At 70.0% G+C, this 24,933-nt stretch carries 19 protein-coding genes; 11 read left to right on the forward strand and 8 right to left on the reverse strand.

All coding sequences use genetic code 11. The features are described from left to right. Positions 1 to 2 precede the first annotated feature (2 nt). From araA to B0I31_RS25470, 9 genes are all read left to right on the forward strand, one after another. The gene (araA, locus tag B0I31_RS25430) at positions 3 to 1,511 is read left to right on the forward strand and encodes an L-arabinose isomerase (protein ID WP_106617872.1); all 1,509 of its coding nucleotides are present in this window, start codon (positions 3 to 5) and stop codon (positions 1,509 to 1,511) included. Positions 1,512 to 1,553: 42 nt separating this feature from the next. After that, a complete protein-coding gene (chvE, locus tag B0I31_RS25435; protein ID WP_106617873.1) occupies positions 1,554 to 2,669 on the forward strand; it encodes a multiple monosaccharide ABC transporter substrate-binding protein in 1,116 nt (371 codons plus the stop codon). 11 nt (positions 2,670 to 2,680) lie between these two features. Beyond that, on the forward strand, positions 2,681 to 4,207 hold the full coding sequence (mmsA, locus tag B0I31_RS25440; RefSeq protein ID WP_106617874.1) for a multiple monosaccharide ABC transporter ATP-binding protein: 1,527 nt from the start codon (positions 2,681 to 2,683) through the stop codon (positions 4,205 to 4,207). Further along, complete coding sequence (mmsB, locus tag B0I31_RS25445; protein ID WP_106617875.1) at positions 4,204 to 5,427, forward strand: multiple monosaccharide ABC transporter permease; 1,224 nt, start codon at positions 4,204 to 4,206, stop codon at positions 5,425 to 5,427. The genes mmsA and mmsB overlap by 4 nt, the downstream gene beginning before the upstream one ends. Before the next feature lie 232 nt (positions 5,428 to 5,659). Then, a complete protein-coding gene (locus tag B0I31_RS25450; protein WP_106617876.1) occupies positions 5,660 to 6,784 on the forward strand; it encodes a right-handed parallel beta-helix repeat-containing protein in 1,125 nt (374 codons plus the stop codon). Positions 6,785 to 6,859: 75 nt separating this feature from the next. Then, the gene (locus tag B0I31_RS25455) at positions 6,860 to 7,993 is read left to right on the forward strand and encodes an ROK family transcriptional regulator (RefSeq protein ID WP_245950360.1); all 1,134 of its coding nucleotides are present in this window, start codon (positions 6,860 to 6,862) and stop codon (positions 7,991 to 7,993) included. Positions 7,994 to 8,600: 607 nt separating this feature from the next. Then, entirely contained in the window at positions 8,601 to 9,890 is a 1,290-nt protein-coding gene (locus tag B0I31_RS25460) for an ABC transporter substrate-binding protein (RefSeq protein ID WP_106617877.1), read from the forward strand. Further along, complete coding sequence (locus B0I31_RS25465) at positions 9,887 to 10,819, forward strand: carbohydrate ABC transporter permease (RefSeq protein ID WP_106617878.1); 933 nt, start codon at positions 9,887 to 9,889, stop codon at positions 10,817 to 10,819. The genes B0I31_RS25460 and B0I31_RS25465 overlap by 4 nt, the downstream gene beginning before the upstream one ends. Next, entirely contained in the window at positions 10,816 to 11,661 is an 846-nt protein-coding gene (locus B0I31_RS25470) for a carbohydrate ABC transporter permease (RefSeq protein ID WP_106617879.1), read from the forward strand. The genes B0I31_RS25465 and B0I31_RS25470 overlap by 4 nt, the downstream gene beginning before the upstream one ends. 83 nt (positions 11,662 to 11,744) lie before the next feature. Here the strand turns inward: B0I31_RS25470 and B0I31_RS25475 are convergent, their stop codons facing one another. The 5 genes from B0I31_RS25475 to B0I31_RS25495 form a co-directional block, all read right to left on the reverse strand. Continuing rightward, positions 11,745 to 14,432: a lectin gene (locus tag B0I31_RS25475; protein WP_181320350.1), complete on the reverse strand. Its 2,688-nt coding sequence runs from the start codon at positions 14,430 to 14,432 to the stop codon at positions 11,745 to 11,747. Between the two features lie 303 nt (positions 14,433 to 14,735). Beyond that, positions 14,736 to 15,692, reverse strand: a complete 957-nt coding sequence (locus B0I31_RS25480; protein ID WP_106617881.1) for a TolB family protein — start codon at positions 15,690 to 15,692, stop codon at positions 14,736 to 14,738. Next, positions 15,689 to 16,900, reverse strand: coding sequence for an MFS transporter (locus B0I31_RS25485; RefSeq protein WP_181320352.1), 1,212 nt, complete (start codon positions 16,898 to 16,900; stop codon positions 15,689 to 15,691). The genes B0I31_RS25480 and B0I31_RS25485 overlap by 4 nt, the downstream gene beginning before the upstream one ends. 63 nt (positions 16,901 to 16,963) lie before the next feature. Continuing rightward, the gene (locus B0I31_RS25490) at positions 16,964 to 18,358 is read right to left on the reverse strand and encodes a CBM96 family carbohydrate-binding protein (RefSeq protein WP_106617882.1); all 1,395 of its coding nucleotides are present in this window, start codon (positions 18,356 to 18,358) and stop codon (positions 16,964 to 16,966) included. Positions 18,359 to 18,523: 165 nt separating this feature from the next. Then, entirely contained in the window at positions 18,524 to 19,384 is an 861-nt protein-coding gene (locus tag B0I31_RS25495; RefSeq protein WP_106617953.1) for a LysR family transcriptional regulator ArgP, read from the reverse strand. A gap of 69 nt (positions 19,385 to 19,453) precedes the next feature. Here B0I31_RS25495 and B0I31_RS25500 point away from each other — a divergent pair, with 69 nt between their 5' ends. Next, the gene (locus tag B0I31_RS25500) at positions 19,454 to 20,047 is read left to right on the forward strand and encodes a LysE/ArgO family amino acid transporter (RefSeq protein WP_106617883.1); all 594 of its coding nucleotides are present in this window, start codon (positions 19,454 to 19,456) and stop codon (positions 20,045 to 20,047) included. A gap of 13 nt (positions 20,048 to 20,060) precedes the next feature. Here B0I31_RS25500 and B0I31_RS25505 read toward each other — a convergent pair whose 3' ends face one another. Then, complete coding sequence (locus tag B0I31_RS25505) at positions 20,061 to 21,134, reverse strand: epoxide hydrolase family protein (protein ID WP_106617884.1); 1,074 nt, start codon at positions 21,132 to 21,134, stop codon at positions 20,061 to 20,063. Positions 21,135 to 21,249: 115 nt separating this feature from the next. Between B0I31_RS25505 and B0I31_RS25510 the strand changes: the two genes are divergently transcribed. Next, complete coding sequence (locus tag B0I31_RS25510; protein ID WP_106617885.1) at positions 21,250 to 21,639, forward strand: MmcQ/YjbR family DNA-binding protein; 390 nt, start codon at positions 21,250 to 21,252, stop codon at positions 21,637 to 21,639. A gap of 409 nt (positions 21,640 to 22,048) precedes the next feature. Here the strand turns inward: B0I31_RS25510 and B0I31_RS25515 are convergent, their stop codons facing one another. Beyond that, on the reverse strand, positions 22,049 to 23,242 hold the full coding sequence (locus B0I31_RS25515) for a hypothetical protein (protein ID WP_106617886.1): 1,194 nt from the start codon (positions 23,240 to 23,242) through the stop codon (positions 22,049 to 22,051). Next, on the reverse strand, positions 23,239 to 24,750 hold the full coding sequence (locus B0I31_RS25520) for an alkaline phosphatase D family protein (protein ID WP_106617887.1): 1,512 nt from the start codon (positions 24,748 to 24,750) through the stop codon (positions 23,239 to 23,241). Before B0I31_RS25520 ends, B0I31_RS25515 begins: the two co-directional genes overlap by 4 nt. Positions 24,751 to 24,933 lie beyond the last annotated feature (183 nt).

The raw sequence follows: 24,933 nt of genomic DNA on the forward strand, positions 1-24,933 counted from the left end.
GCATGTCGCCTGCTGGGAAGCCGCAGGTCTGGTTCCTGACCGGGAGCCAGCACCTCTACGGCCCGGAAACGCTCGAACAGGTCGCCCGGCAGTCGCAGCAGATCCAGCGGATGCTCACCGAGTCGGGCCGCCTCTCCGCGGAGGTGGTGTGGCAGCCGGTGCTGACCGACACCACCGCCATCCGCGACGTGATGCTCGCGGCGAACACCGACCCCTCGTGCGTCGGCGTGATCGCGTGGATGCACACGTTCTCGCCCGCCAAGATGTGGATCACCGGGCTGGACGCGCTGCGCAAGCCGTTGCTGCACCTGCACACCCAGCTCAACGAAGCCCTGCCGTGGTCCACCATCGACATGGACTTCATGAACCTCAACCAGGCCGCGCACGGCGACCGCGAGTTCGGGTTCATCCAGACCAGGATCGGCGTGCCGCGCAAGACCGTGGCGGGCCACGCGAGCGACCCGCTGGTGGCCGACCGGATCGACGGCTGGGTGCGTGCCGCGACCGGCTACAGCCACCTCAACGGGATGAAGCTGGCCCGCTTCGGCGACAACATGCGCGGCGTCGCGGTGACCGAGGGCGACAAGGTGGAGGCCGAGCTGCGCTTCGGCGTCTCGGTGAACACCTACGGCGTGAACGACCTGGTCGAGCTGGTGGACGCGGTCGGTGAGGACGAGATCGACGTCCTGGTCGCCGAATACGCCGACGTGTACCGGCTCGCGCCCGAGCTGCACAAGGGCGCCGAGCGGCACGACTCGCTGCGCTACGGCGCCCGCATCGAGGCCGGGCTGCGGCGGTTCCTCACCGAGGGCGGCTTCGGCGCGTTCACCACGAACTTCGAGGACCTGGGCGGGCTGCGGCAGCTGCCGGGCCTGGCCGTGCAGCGGCTGATGGCAGACGGCTACGGCTTCGGCGGCGAGGGCGACTGGAAGACCTCCGCCCTGCTGGCCGCGGTGAAGGCGATGGGCGCGGGCACGGGCCGCGGCACGTCGTTCATGGAGGACTACACCTACCACTTCGGGCCGGGCGAGCCGAAGATCCTGGGCGCGCACATGCTGGAGGTCTGCCCGACCATCGCGGCCGACCGGCCCTCGTGCGAGGTGCACCCGCTGGGCATCGGCGGCCGGGAGGACCCGGTGCGGCTGGTGTTCGACGCGGCGGCGGGTCCCGCCGTGGTCGTGGGCCTGGCCGACCTGGGCGAGCGGTTCCGGTTGGTGGCCAACGAGGTCGAGGTCGTGCCGCCGGATGAGCCCCTGCCGAACCTGCCGGTCGCGCGCGCGGTGTGGAAGCCCGCGCCGTCGCTGTCCACCTCGGCCGAGTCGTGGCTGACCGCGGGCGGCCCGCACCACACCGTGATGACGCAGGCCGTGGGCTCGGACACGCTGCGCGACTTCGCGACGATGGTGAACACCGAGCTGGTGGTCATCGACCGGGACACGACCACCGCGTCGTTCAGCGACCGCCTGCGCTGGAACCAGGCGTACTTCCGTCTCGCGCAGGGCCTGCGCTAGCAGGTCACGCGCTCATCACCGCCAATGGGAGAGAGAGAAACAATGAGGTTTCCGCGGATCGCCGCCGTCACCGCGGCCGGCCTGATGATGGCGCTCGCCGCCTGCGGGTCGGCGGAGAAGACCGTCGACCAGCAGACCGGTTCCACGGAGGGCGCCCTGGTCGGCGTCACGATGCCGACCCGGTCGTCCGAGCGCTGGATCCACGACGGCGACAACATCAAGAAGGCGTTGGAGGAGAAGGGTTACAAGGTCGACCTCCAGTACGCCGAGAACGACATCCCGACGCAGGCCAACCAGATCGAGAACCAGATCACCAAGGGCGCGAAGCTGCTCATCGTGGCCTCGATCGACGGCACCGCGATCACGTCGCAGCTGCAGCAGGCGCAGGACGCCAACATCCCGGTCATCGCCTACGACCGGTTGCTGCGCAACACCGACAGCGTCGACTACTACGCCACCTTCGACAACTTCAAGGTCGGCGTGCAGCAGGCGACGTCACTGCTGACCGGCCTGAAGGTGCTCAACGCCGACGGCACCCCCGGCACCGCGACCGGTCCGCTGAACATCGAGCTGTTCGCCGGTTCGCCGGACGACAACAACGCGACGTTCTTCTTCAACGGCGCGATGTCGGTGCTCCAGCCGCACATCGACAAGGGCACGCTGGTGGTCAAGAGCGGCCAGACCGACTTCAAGACGGTCGCCATCCTGCGCTGGGACCCGGCCACGGCCCAGAAGCGCATGGAGGACCTGCTGACGTCGACCTACGGCGGTGCCCAGGTGCACGGCGTGCTGTCGCCGTACGACGGTCTGTCGATCGGCATCCTGTCCGCGCTCAAGAGCAGCGGCTACGGCACCAGCGGCAACCCGTACCCGGTCGTCACCGGCCAGGACGCCGAGGTCGCGTCGGTGAAGTCGATCATCGCGGGCGAGCAGTTCTCCACGATCTACAAGGACACCCGTGAGCTGGCCAAGACCACGGTGACCATGGCCGACTCCGTGCTGAAGGGCGAGAAGCCCCAGGTCAACAACGAGAAGGACTACGACAACGGCAAGAAGGTCGTGCCGTCGTACCTGCTCGAGTCGGTGATCGTGGACAAGACCAACTACCAGAAGGTCCTCGTGGACAGCGGCTACTACACCGCGGATCAGCTGAAGTAGGTTTGCCCACCATGTCCGACGAAATCCTGGTGATGCGCGGCATCACCAAGCGGTTCGCCGGGGTCACCGCGCTGCACGACGTCACGCTCGCCGTGCGGCGCGGTGAGATCCACGCGATCTGCGGTGAGAACGGCGCGGGCAAGTCCACGCTGATGAAGGTGCTCTCCGGCGTGCACCCGCACGGGTCGTACGAGGGCGAGATCGTCTTCGAGGGCGAGCCCTGCTCGTTCGGCGGCGTCCGCGACAGCGAGCGGCGCGGCATCGTGATCATCCACCAGGAGCTGGCGCTGTGCGGCCAGCTGTCCATCGCGGAGAACCTGTTCCTGGGCAACGAAAGGGCCAAGCGCGGGCTCATCGACTGGAACCGCACCAACCACGCGGCGGGCGCCCTGCTCGCCCGCGTGGGCCTGCGGGAGAACCCGACCACGCCGGTCCACGACCTGGGCGTGGGCAAGCAGCAGCTGGTGGAGATCGCCAAGGCGCTGGCCAAGGACGTGAAGCTGCTGATCCTGGACGAGCCGACCGCGGCGTTGAACGACGACGACTCCGCGCACCTGCTCGACCTGCTCGACGGGCTGCGTGCCGAGGGCATCACCTCGGTGATCATCTCGCACAAGCTCAACGAGGTGACCCGGATCGCCGACAGCATCACGATCCTGCGCGACGGCCGCACCATCGAGACGCTGCCGGCGCGGGGCGTGAGCGAGGACCGGATCATCTCCGGCATGGTCGGCCGCGACCTGGAGCACCGCTTCCCGCCGCGCACGCCCAAGATCGGCGACGAGGTGCTGCGGATCGAGGACTGGACCGTGCACAGCCCGTCCCAGCCCGACCGGGTGGTGGTCGACAACGCCACCCTCGTGCTGCGGCGCGGTGAGATCGTCGGTCTGGCCGGCCTCATGGGCGCGGGCCGCACCGAGCTCGCGATGAGCGTGTTCGGGCGGTCCTACGGCGTCGGCATCTCCGGCCGGGTGGTCAAGGACGGCCGCGAGATCGACACGCGCACCGTCCGCAAGGCCATCGAGCACGGCCTGGCCTACGTCAGCGAGGACCGCAAGCGGTACGGGCTCAACCTGATCCAGGACGTGAAGCTCAACGTGTCCGCGGCCGGTCTGGACAAGCTCGCGCCGCGCGGCTGGGTGAACGAGAACGAGGAGCACTCGGTCGCCGAGAAGTACCGGCGCTCGATGAACATCAAGACGCCCAGCGTCGCCACGCCCACCTCGTCGCTCTCGGGCGGCAACCAGCAGAAGGTCGTGCTGGCGAAGTGGATGTTCACCGACCCGGACGTGCTCATCCTCGACGAGCCGACCCGCGGTATCGACGTCGGCGCGAAGTACGAGATCTACTCGATCATCAACGACCTGGCCGACCAGGGCCGCGCGGTGCTGGTCATCTCCTCCGAGCTGCCGGAGCTGCTCGGCCTGTGCGACCGGGTGTACGCCCTGTCCGAGGGCCGGATCACCGGTGAGCTCGACCGCGCGGAAGCCACCCAGGAACGCCTGATGCTCCACATGACCCAGGGACAGACCACATGACCACCAAGACCGCGGCCACGCCGGAGGCGCACCTGGCCGGGCAGCCGCAGCGCAGGTTCACCGTCAACCTGCGGCAGTCCGGCATCTACATCGCGTTCGCGCTGATCGTGGTGCTCTTCACGGTGCTGACGGACGGTGCCCTGCTGACACCGCAGAACATCTCCAACATCATCGTGCAGAACTCGTACGTGCTGATCCTGGCCATCGGCATGATCCTGGTGATCATCGGCGGGCACATCGACCTGTCGGTCGGCTCGGTGGTCGCGCTGACCGGCGCGATCTGCGCCGTGCTGACCGTCCAGATGGGACTGCCGTGGCCGCTGGCGGTGCTGATCACGCTGCTCGCGGGCGCGGTGATCGGCGCGGCGCAGGGCTACTGGGTGGCGTTCTTCGGCATCCCGGCGTTCATCGTGACGCTGGCGGGCATGCTCGTGTTCCGCGCGCTCACGTTGACCGTGCTGGGCAACCAGGGCATCGGGCCGTTCCCGGACCAGATCCGCACCCTGGCCAACGGCTTCACCGAGGGCTACCTGGGCAACGTCGGCCTCGGCCCGCTGGGTGGCGCGGACCTGCTCAGCCTGCTGGTCGGCGTCGCGGTGGTGGCCGGGTTCGCGTTCAACCAGTGGCGCAACCGCAAGGCGCGACTGAGCTACGGGCAGGTCGTCGACCCGTTCCCGATCTTCGTGGCGAAGATCGCGCTGGCGGCGGCCGTGGTGCTGGCCGTGGTCGTGCAGCTGGCCCGGTTCCGCAACCTGCCGTGGGTGCTGGTGCTGCTCGCGGTGCTGGCGCTGGGCTACTCGGTGATGGCGAACAAGTCGGTGTTCGGCCGGCACGTCTACGCCATCGGCGGCAACCTCCAGGCCGCCACGCTGTCGGGCGTGAAGGTCAAGCAGGTCACGTTCTGGGTGTTCGTGAACATGGGTGTGCTCTCGGCCCTGGCCGGCGTGATCTTCGCGGGCCGCCTCAACCAGGCCGGTCCGACCGCGGGCAACGCGTTCGAGCTGGACGCGATCGCGGCGGCGTTCATCGGCGGCGCGGCCGTGCAGGGCGGCGTCGGCCGGGTGGTCGGCGCGATCACCGGCGGCCTGATCATGGGCGTGATCAACAACGGCATGTCGTTGATCGGCGCGCCGAGCGAGCGGGTGATGCTGGTCAAGGGCCTGGTCCTGCTGGCCGCCGTCGCCTACGACGTGTGGACCAAGCGCCGGGGCCGCGCCTGACCCGCTGTACCGATCGAGGGCCTGCCTCACACCTGTGGGGCAGGCCCTTGACGTCTCCCCGTCACTTCAGCTTCACTACCTGACAGACCTGGGAACGCTCCCAGTGCCAACTCGGGCGGTGGCCCGCCACGTCCCCCGGCGGGCCACCACCGGCCGCCTCCTACCCGCGATGTCCAGCACGATCTCCGCCGCCACCCAGGAAAGCGCTTACCAAGCCCTAGGAGATCACCACATGAAAGCACTCCTCGCCGTGTCAGCGTTGACAGCGGCGCTACTCCAGGTCACCACCGCGCCGGAGGCCCAGGCCGCCTGCGGCGACGGCACGTACCACGCCGAGGTGACCGGGTCCGGCAGCAGCTTCACCGCGCGCCGGGGCAGCAGCACCGTCTACACCGGCAGCAGCCTGCGCGCCGCGATGCAGGCCGCCAACGACAGCCTCACCGCCAACCGCACCTACAAGGAGCGGATCGTCGTCCGCGCGTCCGGCTCCATCCCCGCGGGCGAGCGGTACTCGATGCGCAGCTACACCACGATCGACGTGTGCGGCACCATCAACGTCACCGGCACCGGCTCGGGCGACTACGCCCCCGTCTACGCGCGCGGCGTCCGCGACATCGAGGTCCAGAACCTCACCCTCACCGGCACCCCGCTGTACGGCATCTTCATGCGCAACGTCACCAACGTGGTCATCGGCAACGTGAACATGCGCCTGTCCCGGGGCCTGGGCGTGCGCATCGACAACCGCGGCGACACCAGCCAGTGGACCCGCAACGTCCGCATCGACTACGCCTACGTGCAGGGCGCCAGCTCGCACGCGGTGGAGACCTACGGCGTGGACGGCCTGACCATCGGCACGGTCGTGGCGCGCGGCGTCGGCGAATCGGGCCTGCTGCTCAACCAGACCATCAACGCCACCGTGGGCACCGTCGACGCGGAGAACGCGGGCACCGGCACCGGCTACGCCGCGTTCCGCACCGCCAACCGCAACGGCCGCGTCGGCAGCAGCTACCCGGTCAACATCCGGGTCGGCACGGTGAAGGCCCGCGGCGGCGGTCGTGGCGTCTTCTGCGTGTCGGAGAGCGGCGGCCTGCAGATCGACCGGATCGACATCGCCAACACCGGCAACAACGCGATCCTCATCGAGAACTGCTACAACGTGAACATCGCCGCCCAGAGCGGCAGCGTCAGCGGCGGGGGTGAGATCCGCCTGGCGGCGCGCAGCGAGTTCCCGATCACGCGGGACATCACCATCCAGAACCTGACCGTCACCAACTCGGCCATCACCGAGAACCCGTGCGGCACGAACACCACGTTCCGCAACAACACGCTGGTCAACAGCAGGCAGAGCATCTGCTAGCACCGCTCGCGGCGCTCGCGGCCCTGGAGCCGCTCGCGGCACGGGCGCTCCGGCCGGGACGGGTATGTTCGATCGGTGACCTCGGGAACCGACCCTCGCACCACCCCGTCCTGGCCGGACCTGCCCGAAGCCGCCCGTGACGTGCTGCTCGAGGTCCTCGTCCACGGTGCGATGCCCCGAGCCGAGATCGCCGCCCGCCTGCACCTCTCCCGTCCCACCCTCACCCGGGTGACCCGCACGCTCGTGCTGCACGGCCTGCTCGTCGAGGGCGGGACGCAACTGCGCTCGTCCACCGGCAGGCCCTCGGAGATGCTCCACGTGCGCGGCGACTCCCACCACTTCCTCGGCGTGAAGCTGACCGCCGACCGCCTCTACGCCGCCGTCACCGACCTCACCGCCACGGTCGTGGACACCACCGACCACCCGCTGCGCTCGACCGACCCGGCCGACGTCGTCGCCCAGATCGCCGACCTCGCCACCGGCGTGCCCCCCGTCACCGCGATCGGCGTGACGCTGGGCGGCATCGTGCACCGCGGCGTGGTCACCCAAGCCGAGTTCCTGGGCTGGGTGGACGTGCCGCTGCGCGACGACCTGGTCGCCGCCACCGCCATCCCCACCGCCGTGGACAACGACGTGCAGGCCCTGACCTCGGCCGAGCACTGGTTCGGCGCCGGTGCGGGCCTGGACTCGATGGTGCTGGTCACGGTGGGTGCGGGTGTCGGCTTCGGCATCGTCGTCGACGGCAAACTCGTGCGCGGCGCGCACGGCCTGCCGCCCCGGATCGCCCACATCCTGGTCGACCCGACCGGCCCGCGGTGCGGCTACGGCCACCGCGGCTGCGCCTCCAGCTACCTGATGACCCACGTCATGCTGCGCCAACTCGACGGCGAGCCGACCTACGAGCAGGCGGTGGCCCGGGCCAGGGCGGGCGACCCGGCGGCCAAGGAGGTCTTCGACAACGCCGGCTACGCCCTGGGCGTCCTCATCGGCACCGCCGCCAACTTCCTGGACCCCCGGAAGATCCTGCTCACCGGCGACGGCCTCCCGCTCTACGAGGTCTCGTCCGACCGCGTCGCCGACGGCATCAGGGCCAGCTACGAAGCCGACCCGGCGCTGATCGACCTCGACGTCCAGCCGTTCGACTTCACCGAGTGGGCGCGCTCGGGTGCCGCGCTGGCCATCCGCGCCGCGCTGACCCAGGGGATCTGAACCGATCCGGTGGCGCACCGACCGCGAGCGGTCCGTTGCGGTCAGGTCACGTCGCCCCTCAGCCTCTCCCAGTCTCCTTGACACTGTGCTGTAACCCGCGACACAGTTGCCGCCGCTCGAAGCGGTCCTACGACCGTCGAAGTGTGCGCTTGCGGGTGTGCTGCGCGGCCGGCGAAGGCGGAGGGAGCAGGGTGGTGGCACGACACAGCGGTCCAGTCGCGGTCGACCGGTGTCCGAGCCCTACCCGCGGATGCCCGCGCACCGCCTCCGACCTGCACGCGAACCGGTCGTCCCGCGCCGCGCGGGACGCCGTCGAGGCGCGTCGCACCGCGTCGGGCGTGTTGCTGGATCCCGAAGTCCGTCGCCACGTCTTGATCGCCAGGGGCGGGCCGCGTGCGGTAGGTGTGCTCGGTGCGGCGCGGCGCCGGGGGTTCCGGCGGAGGGCGGAGGTCGTGGTGGCGCGTTGCGGCGCACCACCGGTGACGTCCCCAGTGGACAGTGGTCCGGCCTCGGCGCGGCGACCAGTCGAGGAGTCCGCCCACGTCGCGGCGGACCGGCTGGGCAGCGCTCGGCAGAACAGGGTTGTGAACGAATGGGAGTCTCGGTAATGGGCGTTCGGACAACGGTGTCGCGGGCAACCGCGGCGCTGGGCGTGGCGGTCCTCCTCGCTTCCTGCGGCAGCGGAGGGGACGGAGGCGGCGGCGAGCAGCCCGGCGGTGCGCTCGAAGGTCGGGGCGAGGTCACCTTCGCCACCGGCAAGGACACGTCCGGCAACATGCAGAAGCTCGTCGACGAGTGGAACTCCTCGCACCCGAACGAGCAGGTCCGGATCATCGAACTGCCCGAGTCCGCCGACGCCCAGCGCCAGCAGATGGTGCAGAACGCGCAGGTCAAGTCCGACGCGTACACGATCCTCAACCTCGACGTCGTCTGGACGGCCGAGTTCGCGGCCAACCGGTGGGTCGTCGAACTGCCCGCCGACACGGTCGACGCGGGCAAGTTCCTGGAGCCCGCGGTGAAGACCGCGAAGTACCGCGACAAGCTCTACGCCGCGCCCGTCTACTCGGACGGCGGCCTGCTGTACTACCGCAAGGACCTGCTCGACGCGGCCGGCCTGCAGCCGCCGAAGACGTGGGCCGAGCTCACCGCCGCCTGCCAGGCGGTCAAGGCGACCCAGCCCGCCATCGGCTGCTACGCCGGTCAGTTCGAGAAGTACGAGGGCCTGACGGTCAACTTCGACGAAGCCGTGCACTCCGCGGGCGGCGACGTGGTCGACGCCTCCGGCAAGCCGGTGGTCGACTCGCCCGAGGCGAAGGCCGGGCTGGACGCCCTGGTCACCGGCTTCCAGCAGGGCGTCATCCCGCAGAAGGCCATCACCTACAAGGAAGAGGAGGGCCGCCGCGCCTTCCAGGCCGGTGAGCTGCTGTTCCACCGCCAGTGGCCCTACCAGTGGAACCTGGCGGGCAAGACCGACGGCTCCTCGCAGGTCGCGGGCAAGTTCGACGTCGCGCCCCTGCCCGGCCTGAACGGTCCCGGCAGCTCCACCCTCGGCGGCCACAACTTCGCCATCTCCGCGTTCGGCAAGAACAAGGCCACCGCGCTGGACTTCATCAAGTTCTTCACCAGCGAGCCCTCGCAGCGCTCCAACCTGCTGGCCACCTCGCAGGCGCCGACCCTGGCGAGCCTGTACGACGACGCCGAGCTGATCAAGCAGTTCCCGTACCTGCCGACGCTGAAGGAGTCGATCCTGTCGGCCAAGCCGCGCCCGCAGGCGGTCCGCTACGGCGACGTCACCCAGGCGATCCAGGAAGCCGCCTACGCCGCGCTGACCGGTGCGAAGCCCAGCGACGTGGCGCTGAAGGACCTGCAGGCGAAGTTGCAGGAGCTTCTGAAGTGACGGCGGTCGCCCGCCGCGCCCGGGGTGCCACCTCGGGCGCGGGGCGACTCGCCGCGGCGCTGCTGTCACCGACGTTCGTCGTGCTCGGCCTGGTGGTCGGGTACCCGTTGGTGGCGGCGCTGCGCGAGTCGGTGTTCCGGGAGGGGACCGACCTCGACGAGAGCGGGTTCGTCGTGGAGGGCTCGCGTTTCGTCGGCGTCGACAACTACACCGCGATCTTCGCCGGTGAGTCCGCCGTCCGGTTCTGGAACGCGTTCGGCAACACCACGCTGTTCACCGTCATCACGGTCGCGCTCGAAGTCGTGATCGGTGTCGCCATGGCGCTGGTGATGCACCACGCGATCCGCTGGCGCGGCATCGTGCGGGCCAGCATCCTGGTGCCGTGGGCCGTGCCGACCGCGGTCTCGGCGTTGCTGTGGCGCTGGATCTTCCAGGCGGACGGCGTGGCGAACTCGATCATCGGGCAGCAGATCCTGTGGACCACCGAGGGCTGGCAGGCGAAGTTCGCGGTCATCCTCGCCGACGTGTGGAAGACCGCGCCGTTCGTCGGCCTGCTCGTCCTGGCCGGGTTGCAGATCATCCCGAACGACGTCTACGAGGCGGCACGCGTCGACGGCGCGTCACCGTGGCGGCAGTTCTGGCGGATCACCCTGCCGCTGGTCAAACCCGCCCTGCTGGTGGCCGTGCTGTTCCGCGTGCTGGACGCGCTGCGCATGTTCGACCTGCCGTTCGTGCTCATCGGCAGCCGCAAGGAATCGGTGGAGACGTTGTCCATGGTGGCCTTCGACGAGGCGTCGAGCCTGCGGTTCGGACCCGCTGCCGCGTACGCGACGATATTGTTCGTCTACGTGGCCGTCACCGCGTTGGTGTTCGTGCGGTTGCTGGGCGCGGACGTCATCGGCGCCGCTCGGGAAAGGGCGCGCAAATGACCGCCACGCACGCCAAGGCCACGTTGCCCCGGAAGGTGCTGACGTTCGCCGGGCTTGGGCTGATCCTGCTGTACTGCCTCGCGCCGTTCTACTGGATGGCGGTCTCGGCGTTCCGCCGCCCGTCCGACCAGTTCGAGCTGACCGCGCTGCCCGCGCCGTTCTCGCTGGACAACCTGACCGCGGTGTTCTCGCCCGGTGTCGGGTTCGGCCGGTCGCTGCTCAACAGCCTGGTCGTGGCGGGCACCACGACGGTCCTCACGCTGATCATCGGCGTGTCGGCGGCGTACGCGCTGGCCCGGCTGCACTTCCGGTTCAAGAACGCGGTGGCGGCGCTGATCATCGCCACCTCGATGTTCCCCGGCATCTCCCTGCTGGTGCCGCTGCTGGCGCTGTTCACCGACATCGGTTGGATCAACACCTACCAGTCGATGATCGTGCCGAGCCTGTCGTTCGCGCTGCCGCTGGCGGTGTGGAACCTGACCGCGTTCTTCCGGCAGATGCCGGAGGAGCTGGAGCAGGCGGCGATGATCGACGGCTGCACGCGCGGCCAGGCGTTCCGCAAGGTGATCCTGCCGCTGGCCGCGCCGGGCATCTTCACCACCGCGATCATCACGTTCATCGCGGCGTGGAACGAGTTCATCATCGCCCTGTCGATGGTCAACGACAGCACCATGCAGACCGCCACCGTCGCGATCTCCCGGTTCACCGGGGCGTACGGTTTCGACCAGCCGTTCGGCACCCAGATGGCCGCCGGCGTGATCGTGACCGTGCCGCTGGTCGTGGTGGTGCTGCTGTTCCAACGGAGGATCATCGCAGGCTTGACCGCAGGCGGTGTCAAGTAACCGCCTCGCGGTGTCAACGGCCGGTCGCCACGTGTCGGGAGAGCCGTGGCGACCGGCCAATTCACACCTTCGGTCAGATCACCTCACGGCAGCCGCCACTGCTGGGCGCCCGTGCCGTTGCAGGTGTGGATCTGCAGTTGGACGCCGTTCACGGCGTTGCTGTTCGGCACGTCCAGGCACTTCCCGGACGGTGGGTTCACCAGCGTCGAGCCCTTCGGCCACCACTGCTGGGCACCGGTTCCGTTGCACGTCCACAGCTGCACCTTGGTCCCGTCGACCCGGCCGCTGCCGCTGACGTCCAGGCACCGGCCCAACGCCCGCAGCGTGCCGTCCGACGCCAGGGTCCACTGCTGGGCGGCCGAGGAGTTGCAGTCCCACAGGCGTACCGGAGCGCCGTCGGTCGGGCCGGCGGGTTCGCCGTCCACGCACTTGCCGACCAAGCCGACCACGGCGCCGGACCTGGCGGGGTTCGGGCCCACGTCGAACGACGGCGGCGCGTCGGCGGGACCGCTGCCCCAGGACGAAGGGACCGAGCCGAGGGTGAACTGCAGGGTGCCGCCCTGGGCCACGAGTGACGCGGGCAGCCACGGCTTGGTCGACGCCGTGCCGTTGACCTGCAACGACTGGACGTACTTGACGCTGTCCGAGGCGTTCGGGGCGGTGATGGTGATCGTGGCGCCGTTGCCCCGCTTGATCGTGATGCCCGGGAACTGCGGGCTGGCCAGCACCAGCTCCGCCCGCCCCGGCGCCTGCGGGTACAGGCCCAGCGCCGCCCACACCGCCCACGACGACATCTCGCCCAGGTCGTCGTTGCCCACGATGCCCTCCGGCGTGGGCGGGAAGAGGGAGGTCAACGCCCGCCGCACCACGTCCTGCGTCTTGTGCGGCGCACCCGCGTACGCGTAAGCCCACGGCGTGTTGAGCGTCGGCTCGTTGCCCAGGTACGCGTAGGGCTTCTTCGGCCCGGCGTTCAGCTCGGTGAAGAACGTGTCCAGCCTGGAGAGGACCGCCGCGTTGCCGCCCATCGCGTCGAACAGCCCGCGGTGGTTGTACGGCACCATCCACGTGTACTGCGCCGCGTTGCCCTCGACGTACTCGTTCTCCTGGGTGGGGCTGAACGCCGGCCAGCTCAGGTCGGTGTTGCGCGGTTGCAGGTACTTGCTGCCGGAGTGGAACAGGTTGCGCCAGTTCTGCGCGCGCCGGAGGAAGTTCTCGGCGGTGCCCGCGTCGCCGAGCCGTGCCGCGAACTGCGAGATGGCGAAGTCCGCGCTGGTGTACTCCAGCGTGGTCGCGGCCGAGCCCCACACGTCACCGAGACCTGTCGGCACGTACCCGTAGTTGTTGAGCTGCAACCACCCCGGGCGCTGCCGGATGTCGTCGACGCCCGCCAACATGCGCCGCAACGCGTCCGCGATGTCGAAGTCCGTGCCGCCGAACGCGTGCGCGGTGGACACGATGATCGCCATCGGGTCGCCGTTCATCACGCCCGTGCCGCCGTTGGCGACGGTCCAGCGGTCGAAGTACCCGCCCTGGGCGGCCTGGTTCACCGCCGACTGCGCGATGTCCGCGGCTTCCCGCGGTCCCAGCAACGCCACCAGCGCGATCTGGGACCGGTAGACGTCCCAGCCGGAGAAGTTCGCGTACTGCGTCCTCGCGGTCGTGTGGGTCTGCCGGTCGAAGCCCGCGTACTGCCCGTTGACGTCGCTGAACACGTTGGGGTGCAACAGTGAGTGGTACAGCGCCGTGTAGAGGGTGCGGAGCTGGGTCGACGTGCCGCCGGTGACGTCGATTCGGCCGAGCCAGGAGTTCCACGCCGCCCGCGCGCCGGTGCGGACCTCGTCGAACGACCGCGTGCCCGTCTCGGCGGCCAGGTTCGCCCTGGCGTTGTCGACGCTCACGAACGAGATGCCGACCCGTGCCGTCACGGTGGTGGCGTTGAACGACACGAACGCCGACGCGGCGAACGGTTGCACGTCCTGCGTGGTCGTGGTCGGTGCGGGCCGGTGTTGCGTCCCGGCGGTCTTGGGGGAGGGCGTGACGCTGCCCTGGCTGCTGCCCTCGACCGCGCGCCCACCCGGCGTCACGCGACCGTCCGCGATCGTGGCTGTCGAGGCGAACGGCTGGTCGAACGTGACGTGGAAGTGCAGCCGGTACCGGTTGCCCGCACCGCAGAAGCCGCCGCTGTCGGTGTAGCCGGAGAGGCTGTCGGTGCCGATCGTGACCGAGCCGCTCGCCGGGTTGAACGCGCGGGCGGCGTCGACGGTGAGCGAGGCCCGCTGCCCGGCGGGGTAGGTGAAGCGCGCCACGCCCGACCGCTGGTTGGCGGTCAGCTCGGTGCGGATGCCGTTGTCGAAGCGGACCGAGTAGTAACCGGGGGACGCCTGCTCGTTGGCGTGGGAGAACGTCGAGTGGGCCGCGGGTGTCGTGCCGAGCGACGGCATGAACGGCACGTTGCCGAAGTCGCCGCACCCCGGGCCCGACAGGTGGGTGAGGCTGAAGCCGCGGATGCGGTTGTCGTCGTGGTGGTAGCCGCCGTGCTGGTAGGTCACCGTGTCGGGGCTCCACTGGAGCATGCCGAACGGCGCGACGGCGCCGGGGAACGTGTTGCCCGCGCCGCCGCCGTGCCCGAAGTCCGGGCCACCGGGCTTGGTGCCGACGAACGGGTTGACGTGCTGCGCGGGATCGGTGATGGCGTGCGCCGTGCCCGTCTGGACCGGGACGGCGAGCGCGGCGAGGGTGAGTGCGGCGACAGCCGCGGAGCGGAGACGCATTCGAACCTCCGGCAGGGGTAGGAGGCCTGACAACGTTGTCAGGCCCCGATTCTCCCACCGGGAAAACGGGTGAGGAACCCGCTGCGCGGCCGAACACCACTGGGCCACCGGTGTCCACCGGACAACCCGCGCGCACCGGGTCGGGCCGGCGGTGCCAGACTGCCGCGGTGCGGGACGAGGCCCGGGTGTGGATCTTCCACGGTGAGGGGGCGGCGTTCGCGTCCACCTCATCAACGGCGTGGCGTGACCAGGTTCGTTTCTGTATGCAATAGCCTCGATAACTTCAGTGTAGGCAAAAGCCAATCACCCGATCGGGGCGGGTGAGGCGGCCTCCGGCACCAGGACCGCAGGGACGCCGGACCCGTCCGCGGGCACGGTCCAGACGTCGTTGATCCCGTCGTCGCGCTGGATGCCGTAGGCAATGGTCCGGTCGTCCACCCAGGTCGGCTGGTCATCGACGCTCCGGGTCTCGGCGAGCGGTGTGATCGCCAGCGTCTTCAGGTCCATCGTGGACAGCCGCCACCCCTGCTGCGGATCGCCGTTCACCGCCGCTTTGTAGGCGATCCGCGTGCCATCGGGGGACAGCGATGGACACTCCACATCGTCTGCGATCGACCGCAGCGTCCGCGCGCTGAAGTCGCCCTCCATCAGGTACCGGTGGCCGCCGGTGGACATGGTGGCGTAGAAGCGGTTGTCGTCGGCGGTGAAGGTGACGCCCCAGAAGTTGCGGTCGACGGCGTCGACCTCCGCACCATCCACTGTGGACGTGAACTCCTCCAGCGAGGTGACCACCGCACCGGACCGCGTGTCCAGGATCCCCGTGCTGGTGGAGAAACCGTTGGCCGCGTACGAGTGCCCGTCCACGAACAACGTCCACGCCACCATCCGCCCGCTCGCCGACACCCGCGTGCGGTTCGGGAATCCGGTCAGCGGCAGCGTCCGCACCTCCCGCAACCCGGCGTCCAGCACCGCCAGCTCACCCGCCTTGAACGCGCCGACCGGCCGCAGGCACGACGTCGTCCCGCCCGCGCTGTACACCCGGTCGCACCGCTGCTCGGTCACCTCGCGCGGCCCGCTCGGGTCCGACCGCGACACCGTCGACAGCCGGCCGTTGCTCAACACCACCAACCGCGGCCCGCTGACCGCCGTCGACGCCACCTCCTCCGGCCGGGACCCGGACAACGCGGAATAGCCGACCGCGACCCCCGCCAGCAGCACGGCGACGAGCGCGGTGATCAGCAATCGCAGTCGAGTGGTCATGAGCGACGCCCCAGGAGCACGACGGTGGCGGCCAACGTGAGCGCGACGCCACCGGCGGCCAGCCGGGTGGCGGCTTCCGGCCCCCAGAACTGCCAGGCCAGGCCGAACAGCACGGACGAGCCGAGGTACGCCAGGGCCTGTCCGCTCTGGATCAACGCGATACCGGTCGTGCGCAGCCGCTCCGGCAGCAACGGCCCGGCCAACGCCATCAGCACGCCATCGGTGGCCGCGTAGAACACGCCGTACAGCGCGACCACGACGACGACCAGCGCCCACCCGCCCAGCGGCCCGAACAGCAGCAGGTACACCGCGCCCAGCGCCACGTACCCGCCGAGCATCACCGGCAGCCGGCCGACCCGGTCGGCCAACGCGCCCAGCGGCGCGGCCAGCAGCAGGTACACCAGGCTCGTGCCGACCGCGAGCAGCGGGAACCACCCGATCGACAGGCCCTCGCGCTTCTGCAGCAGCAGGTACACGAACCCGTCGCCGATCGTGGCCAGGCCCAGCAACGACGCCGCCAGCACGACCCGCCGCACCCCGCCGTCACGCCACAGCCCGCCGATCACCTTGACCCGCACCGGTTCCGACGCCACCGGCGACCGGTGGTCGCGCACGAACAGCACCAGGATCACCACGCCCAGCGCCGCGATGCAGAAGCTGGTCATGAACACGGAGTCGAACGACTCACCGGCCAGCGCCAGCACGGCCAGCGCGACCAGCGGCCCGGCGAACGCGCCCACCCCGTCCATCGCCCGGTGCACGCCGAACGCCCGCCCCAGGTCACCGGCGGGCGTGGACAGCGTGATCAGCGCGTCCCGCGGCGCGGTGCGCAGTCCCTTGCCCGCGCGGTCGAGCGTGATCACCGCGCCGAGCGCCGCGGTGGAGCTGCCCGCCAGCAGCAACCCGATCTTCGCGACCGCGGACAGCGCGTAGCCGAACCCGGCCACGCCCTTGCGCCGGTCGGTGCGGTCGGCGAGGTAGCCGCCGACGAGCCGGAGCAGGGTGGTGGCACCGGTGTAGACGCCGTCGATGAGGCCGTAGGCGGCGGGGCTGAGCTGGAGGCCGACGACGAGGTAGAGCGGCAGGACGGCGGTGACCATCTCGGACGAGACGTCGGTGACGAGGCTGACCGCGCCAAGTGCGAAGACGTTGGCGCTGACGCCTTTCCAGCCTGCGGTCTTGGGGCGGGTGATGGTGGACAGGTACACAGCGCACCTCCGAGTGGGTGCCGCGCCCGGCCGGGGGACGACCGGGCGCGGCGGTCGGGCGGATCAGTGACAGGCGGTGGTGCCGCTGTCGGTGAAGGTCTGGCCCGCCACGGGCACGAACTGCCAGTCGAAGCTGGTGCTGTGCAGGGTCAGCTTGAGCACGCCGTAGGCGGTGCTGTTGCGGACCTCGCTGTTGGGCCGGATGGTGCCGAAGCCGTAGTGGCTGGCGCCGCCCATGCCCGCGACGAACGTGCGGATGCCGCGGGTGGTGTCCAGGCCGCCGTTGGGGTTCTGCGGCGCGAACCGCTCGTACTGGTGGTTGTGGCCGAACAGCACCACGTCGGCGTTGTGGTCGTACAGCGCCTGGAACAGCGGGCGCGTCGCCGTGGACGGCGAGTGGTTGGCGCCGGAGGTGAACAGCGGGTGGTGCCAGTACGCCGCCGTGCACGGCTTGGTGCTCGCGGCCAGGTCGGCGCGCAGCCACTGCTCCTGCGCGGAGCCCGCCGCCATGCTGATGTTGGAGTTCAGCGAGACGATGTGCCAGTTGCCGAGGTCGTAGGAGTAGTAGCCGCGACCGGACGGGCCGGCCTGGGCGCCGAAGTAGTTGTAGTAGCCGGTCGCGCCGGAGGTGCCGTAGTCGTGGTTGCCGGGCGACGGGCGGGTGCGGGCCTTGTGCCTGCCCCAGGTCGGCTCGTAGTAGCTCGCGAACTCCGAGGCGGTGCCGCTGTTGTAGACGTTGTCACCGGTGGTGAAGACCGTGCCGGGGATGCTGTCGAGCAGCGCGGCGGTGGCGCTGTCGCCGGAGCCGGAGTTCGAGATGTCGCCCGCGCCGACCAGGACGGGGTCACCGCTGGGCGGGGGAGTGGTGGTCGTGGTGGTGGTGCCGGTGGTGACGACGAGTTGCGGCGCGGTGGCGCCGGTCTCCCGCGAGTCGTAGTCGGCGCCGTCCGTGCTGGTGGAGGTGACGCCGAAGCTGAAGGTGCCGTTGGCCCGCACGTGCGCGGTGACGTCGACCTCGTACCAGGCGTTGCGGGCGACGGAGCCGAGCGTGTCGAGGGTGGCGCCGTCGATGGCGGGCTGGTTGTTCCAGGTCACGCCGGTCTCGGACCAGGTGGTGTTGGTCATGGCGCGGAACGTGCCGCCGGCCGGGCTGTTCGAGCCCGAGACGTCGTCGGTGTGCAGCCGCAGCTTGGCGCTGCCGACCGTGCCGGAGACGCCGGAGACGGTGAACTTGAGGAACATCCGCTTGATCGGCGAGCCGTCCACGCCGAGTTGGCCGGAGGTCCCGTAGTTCGTGCCGGTGGCGGAGTTGTCGACGTGGGTGTCGGCGGAGGGGGTGAACGTCGTGGTGGCCGCCGAGGCGGCGGGCACGTGTTCGGAGGAGGCGATGGCGGTGAGGGTGGCGGCGGTGACGACGCCGATGGCGAGCAGCGCCAGCGGAGCTCTGCGTCCTGACATGCGAAACCCTTCGTTCTTCGAACGACGGCAATGAGGGCTTCGCAGACAGTAGGGACGTGTGGACACTGTGTGGTGATGGTCGGGCGGCCGGCCGGTGAACGACCGGCGAACCGCTCACACGTACATCACCGATGGGTGTATCCGGCGCTTCGACGTGAGCGATCGTCAGTGCAGCTCGGCCGCGGCGGCGCGGAAGACGGCGTCGGCGACGCGGGCCAGCGGCGGTGAGTCGAGCTTCCACTGCTGCCAGTGCAGCAGCACGTCCACGGGCCGGTCGGGTGCCAGGTGCACGAGCCTGCGGTGGGCGGCGATCTGGTGCTCGGTGAGCAGCGCCCAGCCCGCGCCCGCGACCACGGCGTCCTCGAACACGTGCCCATCGGGCAGGTGGTGGCGGTGCGCGGAGGCGTTGCGGCCGGACAGCTCGCGGCAGAACCGGTCCTGCAGGTCGTCCTTCTCGTCGAAGACGATCACCGGCGCGTCGTGCAGCGGCTGCCCGTCCGCGAGCCAGCGCCGGGTGAACATCTTGGTGGCCACGGCGTGGTAGCGAATGCTCCCGAGTGGACGGACGACGCAGCCCTGCACGGGCTGCGGCGAGGACGTGACCGCGCCGACGACGAGGCCCTGGCGCAGCAGTTCGGCGGTGTGGTCCTGGTCGTCGCGCCGCACGGTGAGCACCAGGCCCTCGTCGGCGGCCAGTTCCCTGACCACGCGGCGGAACCAGGTGGCGAGCGAGTCGGCGTTGACCGCGACCGGGATCGGGGTGGGGTCCTCGACCAGGCCGAGCGCTTCTCGGGCGTCCCGGTCCAGCAGTGCCTGCTGCCGCCCGTACCGGGCGATCACCGCGCCGGAGTCGGTGAGCCGCGCGGGCTTGGACCGCACCAGCAGCACGCGCCCGGTGCGTTGTTCGAGCAGCTTGATGCGCTGGCTCACGGCGGACGGTGTGACGTGCAGCGCTTTGGCGGCGGCGTCGAAGGTGCCCTCGTCCACGACGGCCAGCAGGGTGCGCACGCACTCCGGATCGAGCATCACGAGCACTAATGATACGTAAGAAAACGTAGCTGGCCTTATCGCAGCCGCCTTCCTACCGTCGAGGTCGTGACTTACGCGCTGCTCGCCGGGCTCGGCACCGGACTGTCCCTCATCGTCGTGATCGGCGCCCAGAACGCCTTGGTGCTGCGTCAAGGCGTGCTGCGGCAGCAGGTGCCCGCGATCGTGGCGATCTGCGCGGGCTCGGACGCGCTGCTCATCGCGCTCGGTGTCGGTGGTGTCGGCGCGGCGTTCACCGCGTGGCCCGCCGCGTTGACGGCGGTGCGGTGGGTCGGTGCGGCGTTCCTGGTCGGCTACGGCGTGCTGGCGGCACGGCGGGTGCTGCGGCCTTCGGCGCTGGAACCCGCGGGTGCGGCGCAGGCGGGTGCCGCGGTGATCGTCACCTGCCTGGCGCTGACCTGGCTCAACCCGCACGTGTACCTGGACACCGTGCTGCTGCTGGGCACGGCGTCCACCGGGTTCGGCGGCGACCGGTGGTGGTTCGCGGCCGGTGCGATCACGGGCAGCGTGCTGTGGTTCAGCGCGCTCGGCTTCGGCGCACGGTGGCTGTCGGGGACGTTCACCCGGCCCTCGGCGTGGCGGGTGCTGGACGGCGCGGTCGCCGTGGTGGTCACGGCGACCGGCGTCTCCCTCGTCGTCTGAGTTTTCTCGAGTGTCAAGCACGGTCCGCGAAGAACGCCTTGATGTCACCCGCCAGCAACTCGGGCACCTCCATGGCCGCGAAGTGCCCACCCCGGTCGAACTCGCTCCAGTGCTCGACCCGATACGTCAGCTCCGCCAACGGCCGCACCGACAGCACGATGTCGTGCGCGAACACAGCCACCCCCAACGGCGCGGGGCAACCGTCTGATCTGATACCCGTCTCCCGCGTCAACCTGGCCGACGACCCCGCCGTGCCGGTGAGCCAGTACAGCATCACGTTGGTCAGGATCCGGTCGACGTCGATCTTCGACGCCGGATCGGTCCACTCGGTGAACTTCTCCGCGATCCACGCCAACTGCCCGACCGGCGAGTCCGTCAACGCGTACGAGATCGTCTGCGGCCGAGTCCCCTGCAGCACCTGGTACCCCGGCCGACTGCGCATCATGCCCTTGATCTTCTCCAGCCGCTGACTGTCCTCTTCGGACAGCTCGATCCCTTCGACGGGTGGCGTGGGCAGGTAGTTCACGTGCACCGCCACCACGTTCTCCGGCGCGGCGACGGCCATCGCCTTGGCGATCCCGGCACCCCAGTCACCGCCCTGCGTCCCGTAACGCCGGTAACCCAGCCTGCCCATCAACTCGGCGAACGCCCGCGCCACGCGGTCGACGTCCCAGCCTCGCGAAGTCGTCGGCCCGGACAGCCCGAAGCCGGGGATCGACGGGATCACCAGGTGGAAGTCCCGTGACAGCGGCTCGATGACGTCCAGGAACTCCAGCACCGACCCGGGCCAGCCGTGGATCAACACCAGCGGCAGCGCGTCGGCCCGAGCCGACCGGACGTGGAGGAAGTGCACGCGCTGGCCGTCGATCTCCGTGGTGAACTGCGGGAACTCGTTCAGCTCCGCCTCGTGCCGCCGCCAGTCGTAGCCGTCGAGCCAGCGGTCGGCCAGCGCGCGCACCTCGGCCAGGGGGAACCCGTAGTCGAACTCGGCGTCCGGCAACTCCTCAGGCCACCGCGTCCGGGTCAGCCGATCGGCCAGGTCGTGCAGCTCCGACTGGGGCACCTCGAGCTGGAACGGCTTGATCATCGCGCACTCCGTTGGTCGCACCAATGTTGGTGTAGCCAACCATAGCCGAGTGTCGTTGGTCGAGCCAACGATTGTTTCGTGCTGTCGCGTCGTCGCCGGACTATCGTCTGGCCCCATGGCCACCTGGGACGACGTGCAACGCCTGGCCACAGCGCTGCCCGAGGTCACCGAGCGCCCCTCGTACGACGGGAGGCCGGCGTGGCGGGTGAAGGACAAGCCGTTCGTCTGGGACCGACCACTGCGCAAGGCCGACCTGGCGGCCCTCGGTGCCGCCGCACCGGACGGCCCCGTGCTCGCCGCGAGCGTGCCCGATCTGGAGGTGAAGGAAGCACTGCTGGCCGACGACCCGACCGTCTACTTCACCACCCCGCACTTCGACGGCTACCCCGCGGTTCTCGTGCGCCTGGACGACATCTCCGCCGACGAACTCGAAGAGTTGGTGACCGAGGCTTGGCTGTGCCGCGCGCCGAAACGTCTCGTTAAACGGTTCAACGAGTCCGGCTGATTTGACGATTCCGGCTCGAGTTGACAACCCCGGCTCGATTTGACATGGGGCCCCTTACGGGTACTCCAGGCAGGCCAAAGCCGGGCAGGCCCGGCGGATAAAGCGCCCGCCGGGCCTGCCCGGCTTCGACCAGCCTAAAGCACCCGAACCCCATGTAAAATCGGGCCTCTGCGGTGGGGTTCCGGGTCCGATGGGGTGTCACTCGGTTGGGGGAAGTATGCAACCTTTGACAACCCAAATCGCATTTCTCACGTTAGCCGGAGAAAACGGCCGGCCCGGCGGCGGGGAGGCGTGAGCGGGGGCGTGGGTGGGGTGGCGTGGGTGGGGTACGGCAGAGCCCGGTGCCCTCGGTGGAGGTCGCCGTGCGGTGGGGATGCGTCGCGCGCCAGCCTCGGTAGGTGCTGTTGACTCACCAGGTGCTGTTGACCATCCCGGTGCCGAAGTAGATCTGGTCGAAGCCGTTGCCGTCGTTGTCGTCGGTGTAGACCACGGTGATCTGGCCCCACGCGTCGACGCCTAGCGCGGGCTCGTCCTGCCTGCCCGTGGCGGTCGACACGGTCGGCTGGCGCGGCATCCGGCCGGTGATCGTGCCGTCCGCGTTGAGCCCTTGCGTCACCACGTCCTGCGCCTCGACCGACGACACCACGACGTTCAGCTGGTCGTCGATGCCGATCTGCGGGTCGGTGCCCGGCAGGACGGTGTCGGCGGAGGTCCGGGCGGTGCCGCCGGCGGCGAACGACCGCACGCCCACCTGGGCCGTGCCGGTGTGGTCGGTTTCCCAGGCGACGGTGTGGTCGCCGTTGAAGTTCGCGGCCACGACCGGTCGGCGTTGTTGGCCGTCGCCGGTGGCGTTGGCGACGCCCTGGGCCAGTTTCACGCCGCCGGACGGCGTGAGGATCTTGCGGCCGATGTTGAAGAAGCCGTTGCCGTCGCCGTCCTCGTCCCACACGACGATCGCGTTGCCCGCCGCGCCCATGGCCACGTCCGGCCGCTGGTGGGTGCCGCCGGCCGCGTGCACCTGGGCCTCGTAGGTCTTCGACGTCACGGACGCGAACCCGGCGACGCGCACGGTCGGGTTGGTCGAGGTCTGCTTGTCCTCCCACACGACGGCGAAACCGCTCGTGTCGGGATCGGCGGCCACGGCGGGGTTCAGCTGCTGGCCGTCGGTGTTGGCGTTGGCCCGCGCCGACCCGGTGACCGTGCCACTCGTGTCCAGCACCCGCACCTGGATGTTGTAGTAACCGTTGCCGTCACCGTCGTCGGCCCACACGACGACCGCGGTGCCGTTGTCGTGCACGGCCACGTCCGGCTGGACGTGACGCCAGTTGCCGGTGCCACCGGTGGACAGCTTCTTCTCGTACCGGGACACGCCGTCCTTGAACAGCCGCACCCACACGTCGCTGTGCACGGGATCGGTGGGTGTGGCGTCGTCGCGGTCGTCCTCCCACACCGCGGCGGTCCAGCCGTTGCGGACCGCGGAGACGGCGGCGTTGTCCTGGTCGCCCGTGGCGGTGCTGTTCGCGGTGGTCCAGGTGACCGCGGCCGACGCGGTGCCGGCGCCCAGCAGCATGAGCGCCGCGATCATGGTCATCAGCTTCTTCACGGCGCCTGCAATCCCGGGTTGCCCGCCTGGACGACGTAGCTCTGCAACGTCCGGACCGGGTAGTCGCGCGTGGTGACCCGGTCCAGGAAGCGGAAGTCGACGTTCATCCGAGTCGGTGAGGTGACGGTGCGGACGTACCCGCGCAGGTTCTTGTAGAACTTCACGTGCGGGTTGAGGCTGGACACGCCGGTGTCGGTGGCGCTGCCGTCGCCGCCGGACGTGATCGACGTGGTCACCAGCTCGGTGCCGACGATCCGGTCCTGCGTGGCGTAGTTGTTCATCAGGTTGCTCGCCCACGACCGGTGCACGTCACCGGTCAGCACGACGGTGTTGCGCAGCCCCGCCGCGTCCCAGCCGCGCTGCAGCCGACCCCGGTTGGCGCTGTAGCCGTCCCACGAGTCCATCGACTTCGCTCCGTCCGCCGAGGCCAGCTTCTGCGCGAAGAACACCTGTTGGCCCAGGAAGTCCCACGTACCGAGCTTCTGCCGCATGCCGTCGAGCAGCCACGCCTCCTGCGTGTTGCCGAGCAGCGTGCGTGCCGGGTCGTCGGCCTCCGGGCACACCTTCGTGCCGTCGCCGCACGCCTGGTCGTCGCGGTACTGGCGGGTGTCGAGCATGTGGAACGTGGCCAGGCTGCCCCACCGGACCCGCCGGTACAGCTGCATGTTCTCCGCGACCGGCGCCTGCGCGGCACGCAGCGGCATGTGCTCGTAGTACGCCTTGTACGCCGCCGCACGCCGCGCCTTGAAGTCGCCGGCGGGGGAGGTGTTGGCGCGCACGAGGTTCGCGTAGTTGTTCTCCACCTCGTGGTCGTCCCACACGACCAGCCACGGCGCGGCGGCGTGCGCGGCCTGCAGGTCGACGTCCGTCTTGTACTGCGCGTGCCGCACGCGGTAGTCGGCCAGGTTCGCGATCTCCGCCGAGGGCGAGTGCCGCCGCACGGCCGTGGTCGACGCCGCGCCTTCGTAGATGTAGTCGCCCAGGTGCAGGATCAGGTGCGGGTTCTCCTCGGCCATCCGCCGGTAGGCGGTGAAGTACCCGGCCTCGAAGTGCGAGCAGGACGCGAACAGCATGGTCAGCGACGGGCTCGTGCCGACCGCGGGCGCGGTCACGCCCCGGCCGGTGGGGGAGATGTGCCCGGCGGCGCGGAACCGGTAGAAGTACTCGCGGCCCGGCTCCAGACCGGTCACCTCGACGTGCACGCTGTGCGCCCACGACTGCGTGGCGGTCGCCGTGCCGCTGCGGGCGATCTGGGTGAACCGCCGGTCCGTCGCGACCTGCCACTCGACCGCGACCGAGGCGCTGCCCATGCCGCCGAGGCCATCGGCGTTGAGGGGGCTGGGCGCGAGGCGCGTCCAGATGACGAAGCCGTCCGCCGCGGGCTCACCGGAGGCGACGCCCAACGTGAACGGGTACGAGATGGCGTTCGCGGTGGTGGGCGCGAGGACCGTCACACCGGCACTCGCGATGCCGCCCGCGATGAGCGTTCGTCGGGTCAGTGGGGACATCGGCTCTCCTTCGGTGCAGGGCCGGGAAGAACGCGTTCCGGTACTGCGTACACGCCGAAGGTGATCAATGGCCATCCCCGACGTGTACGTCCGGTGGAGCGGCCGAAGCGTCGTCGTTGCGGCGACCGGCGCGCCGGACCACGACACTGCAGGTGAATGCCTGTCCAACTAGCCGGTGTATTG

Origin of the sequence: Saccharothrix carnea (assembly GCF_003014735.1) — a bacterium.
GTDB lineage: Bacteria > Actinomycetota > Actinomycetes > Mycobacteriales > Pseudonocardiaceae > Actinosynnema > Actinosynnema carneum.

Coding starts and splice junctions, on each gene's coding strand:
- chvE (WP_106617873.1), top strand. CDS start 1,554: ATGAGGTTTCCGCGGATCGCCGCCGTCACCGCGGCCGGCCTGATGATG.
- B0I31_RS25475 (WP_181320350.1), bottom strand. CDS start 14,432: ATGCGTCTCCGCTCCGCGGCTGTCGCCGCACTCACCCTCGCCGCGCTC.
- B0I31_RS25490 (WP_106617882.1), bottom strand. CDS start 18,358: ATGTCAGGACGCAGAGCTCCGCTGGCGCTGCTCGCCATCGGCGTCGTC.
- B0I31_RS25480 (WP_106617881.1), bottom strand. CDS start 15,692: ATGACCACTCGACTGCGATTGCTGATCACCGCGCTCGTCGCCGTGCTG.
- B0I31_RS25460 (WP_106617877.1), top strand. CDS start 8,601: ATGGGCGTTCGGACAACGGTGTCGCGGGCAACCGCGGCGCTGGGCGTG.
- B0I31_RS25520 (WP_106617887.1), bottom strand. CDS start 24,750: ATGTCCCCACTGACCCGACGAACGCTCATCGCGGGCGGCATCGCGAGT.
- mmsB (WP_106617875.1), top strand. CDS start 4,204: ATGACCACCAAGACCGCGGCCACGCCGGAGGCGCACCTGGCCGGGCAG.
- B0I31_RS25470 (WP_106617879.1), top strand. CDS start 10,816: ATGACCGCCACGCACGCCAAGGCCACGTTGCCCCGGAAGGTGCTGACG.
- B0I31_RS25510 (WP_106617885.1), top strand. CDS start 21,250: ATGGCCACCTGGGACGACGTGCAACGCCTGGCCACAGCGCTGCCCGAG.
- mmsA (WP_106617874.1), top strand. CDS start 2,681: ATGTCCGACGAAATCCTGGTGATGCGCGGCATCACCAAGCGGTTCGCC.
- araA (WP_106617872.1), top strand. CDS start 3: ATGTCGCCTGCTGGGAAGCCGCAGGTCTGGTTCCTGACCGGGAGCCAG.
- B0I31_RS25505 (WP_106617884.1), bottom strand. CDS start 21,134: ATGATCAAGCCGTTCCAGCTCGAGGTGCCCCAGTCGGAGCTGCACGAC.
- B0I31_RS25495 (WP_106617953.1), bottom strand. CDS start 19,384: ATGCTCGATCCGGAGTGCGTGCGCACCCTGCTGGCCGTCGTGGACGAG.
- B0I31_RS25450 (WP_106617876.1), top strand. CDS start 5,660: ATGAAAGCACTCCTCGCCGTGTCAGCGTTGACAGCGGCGCTACTCCAG.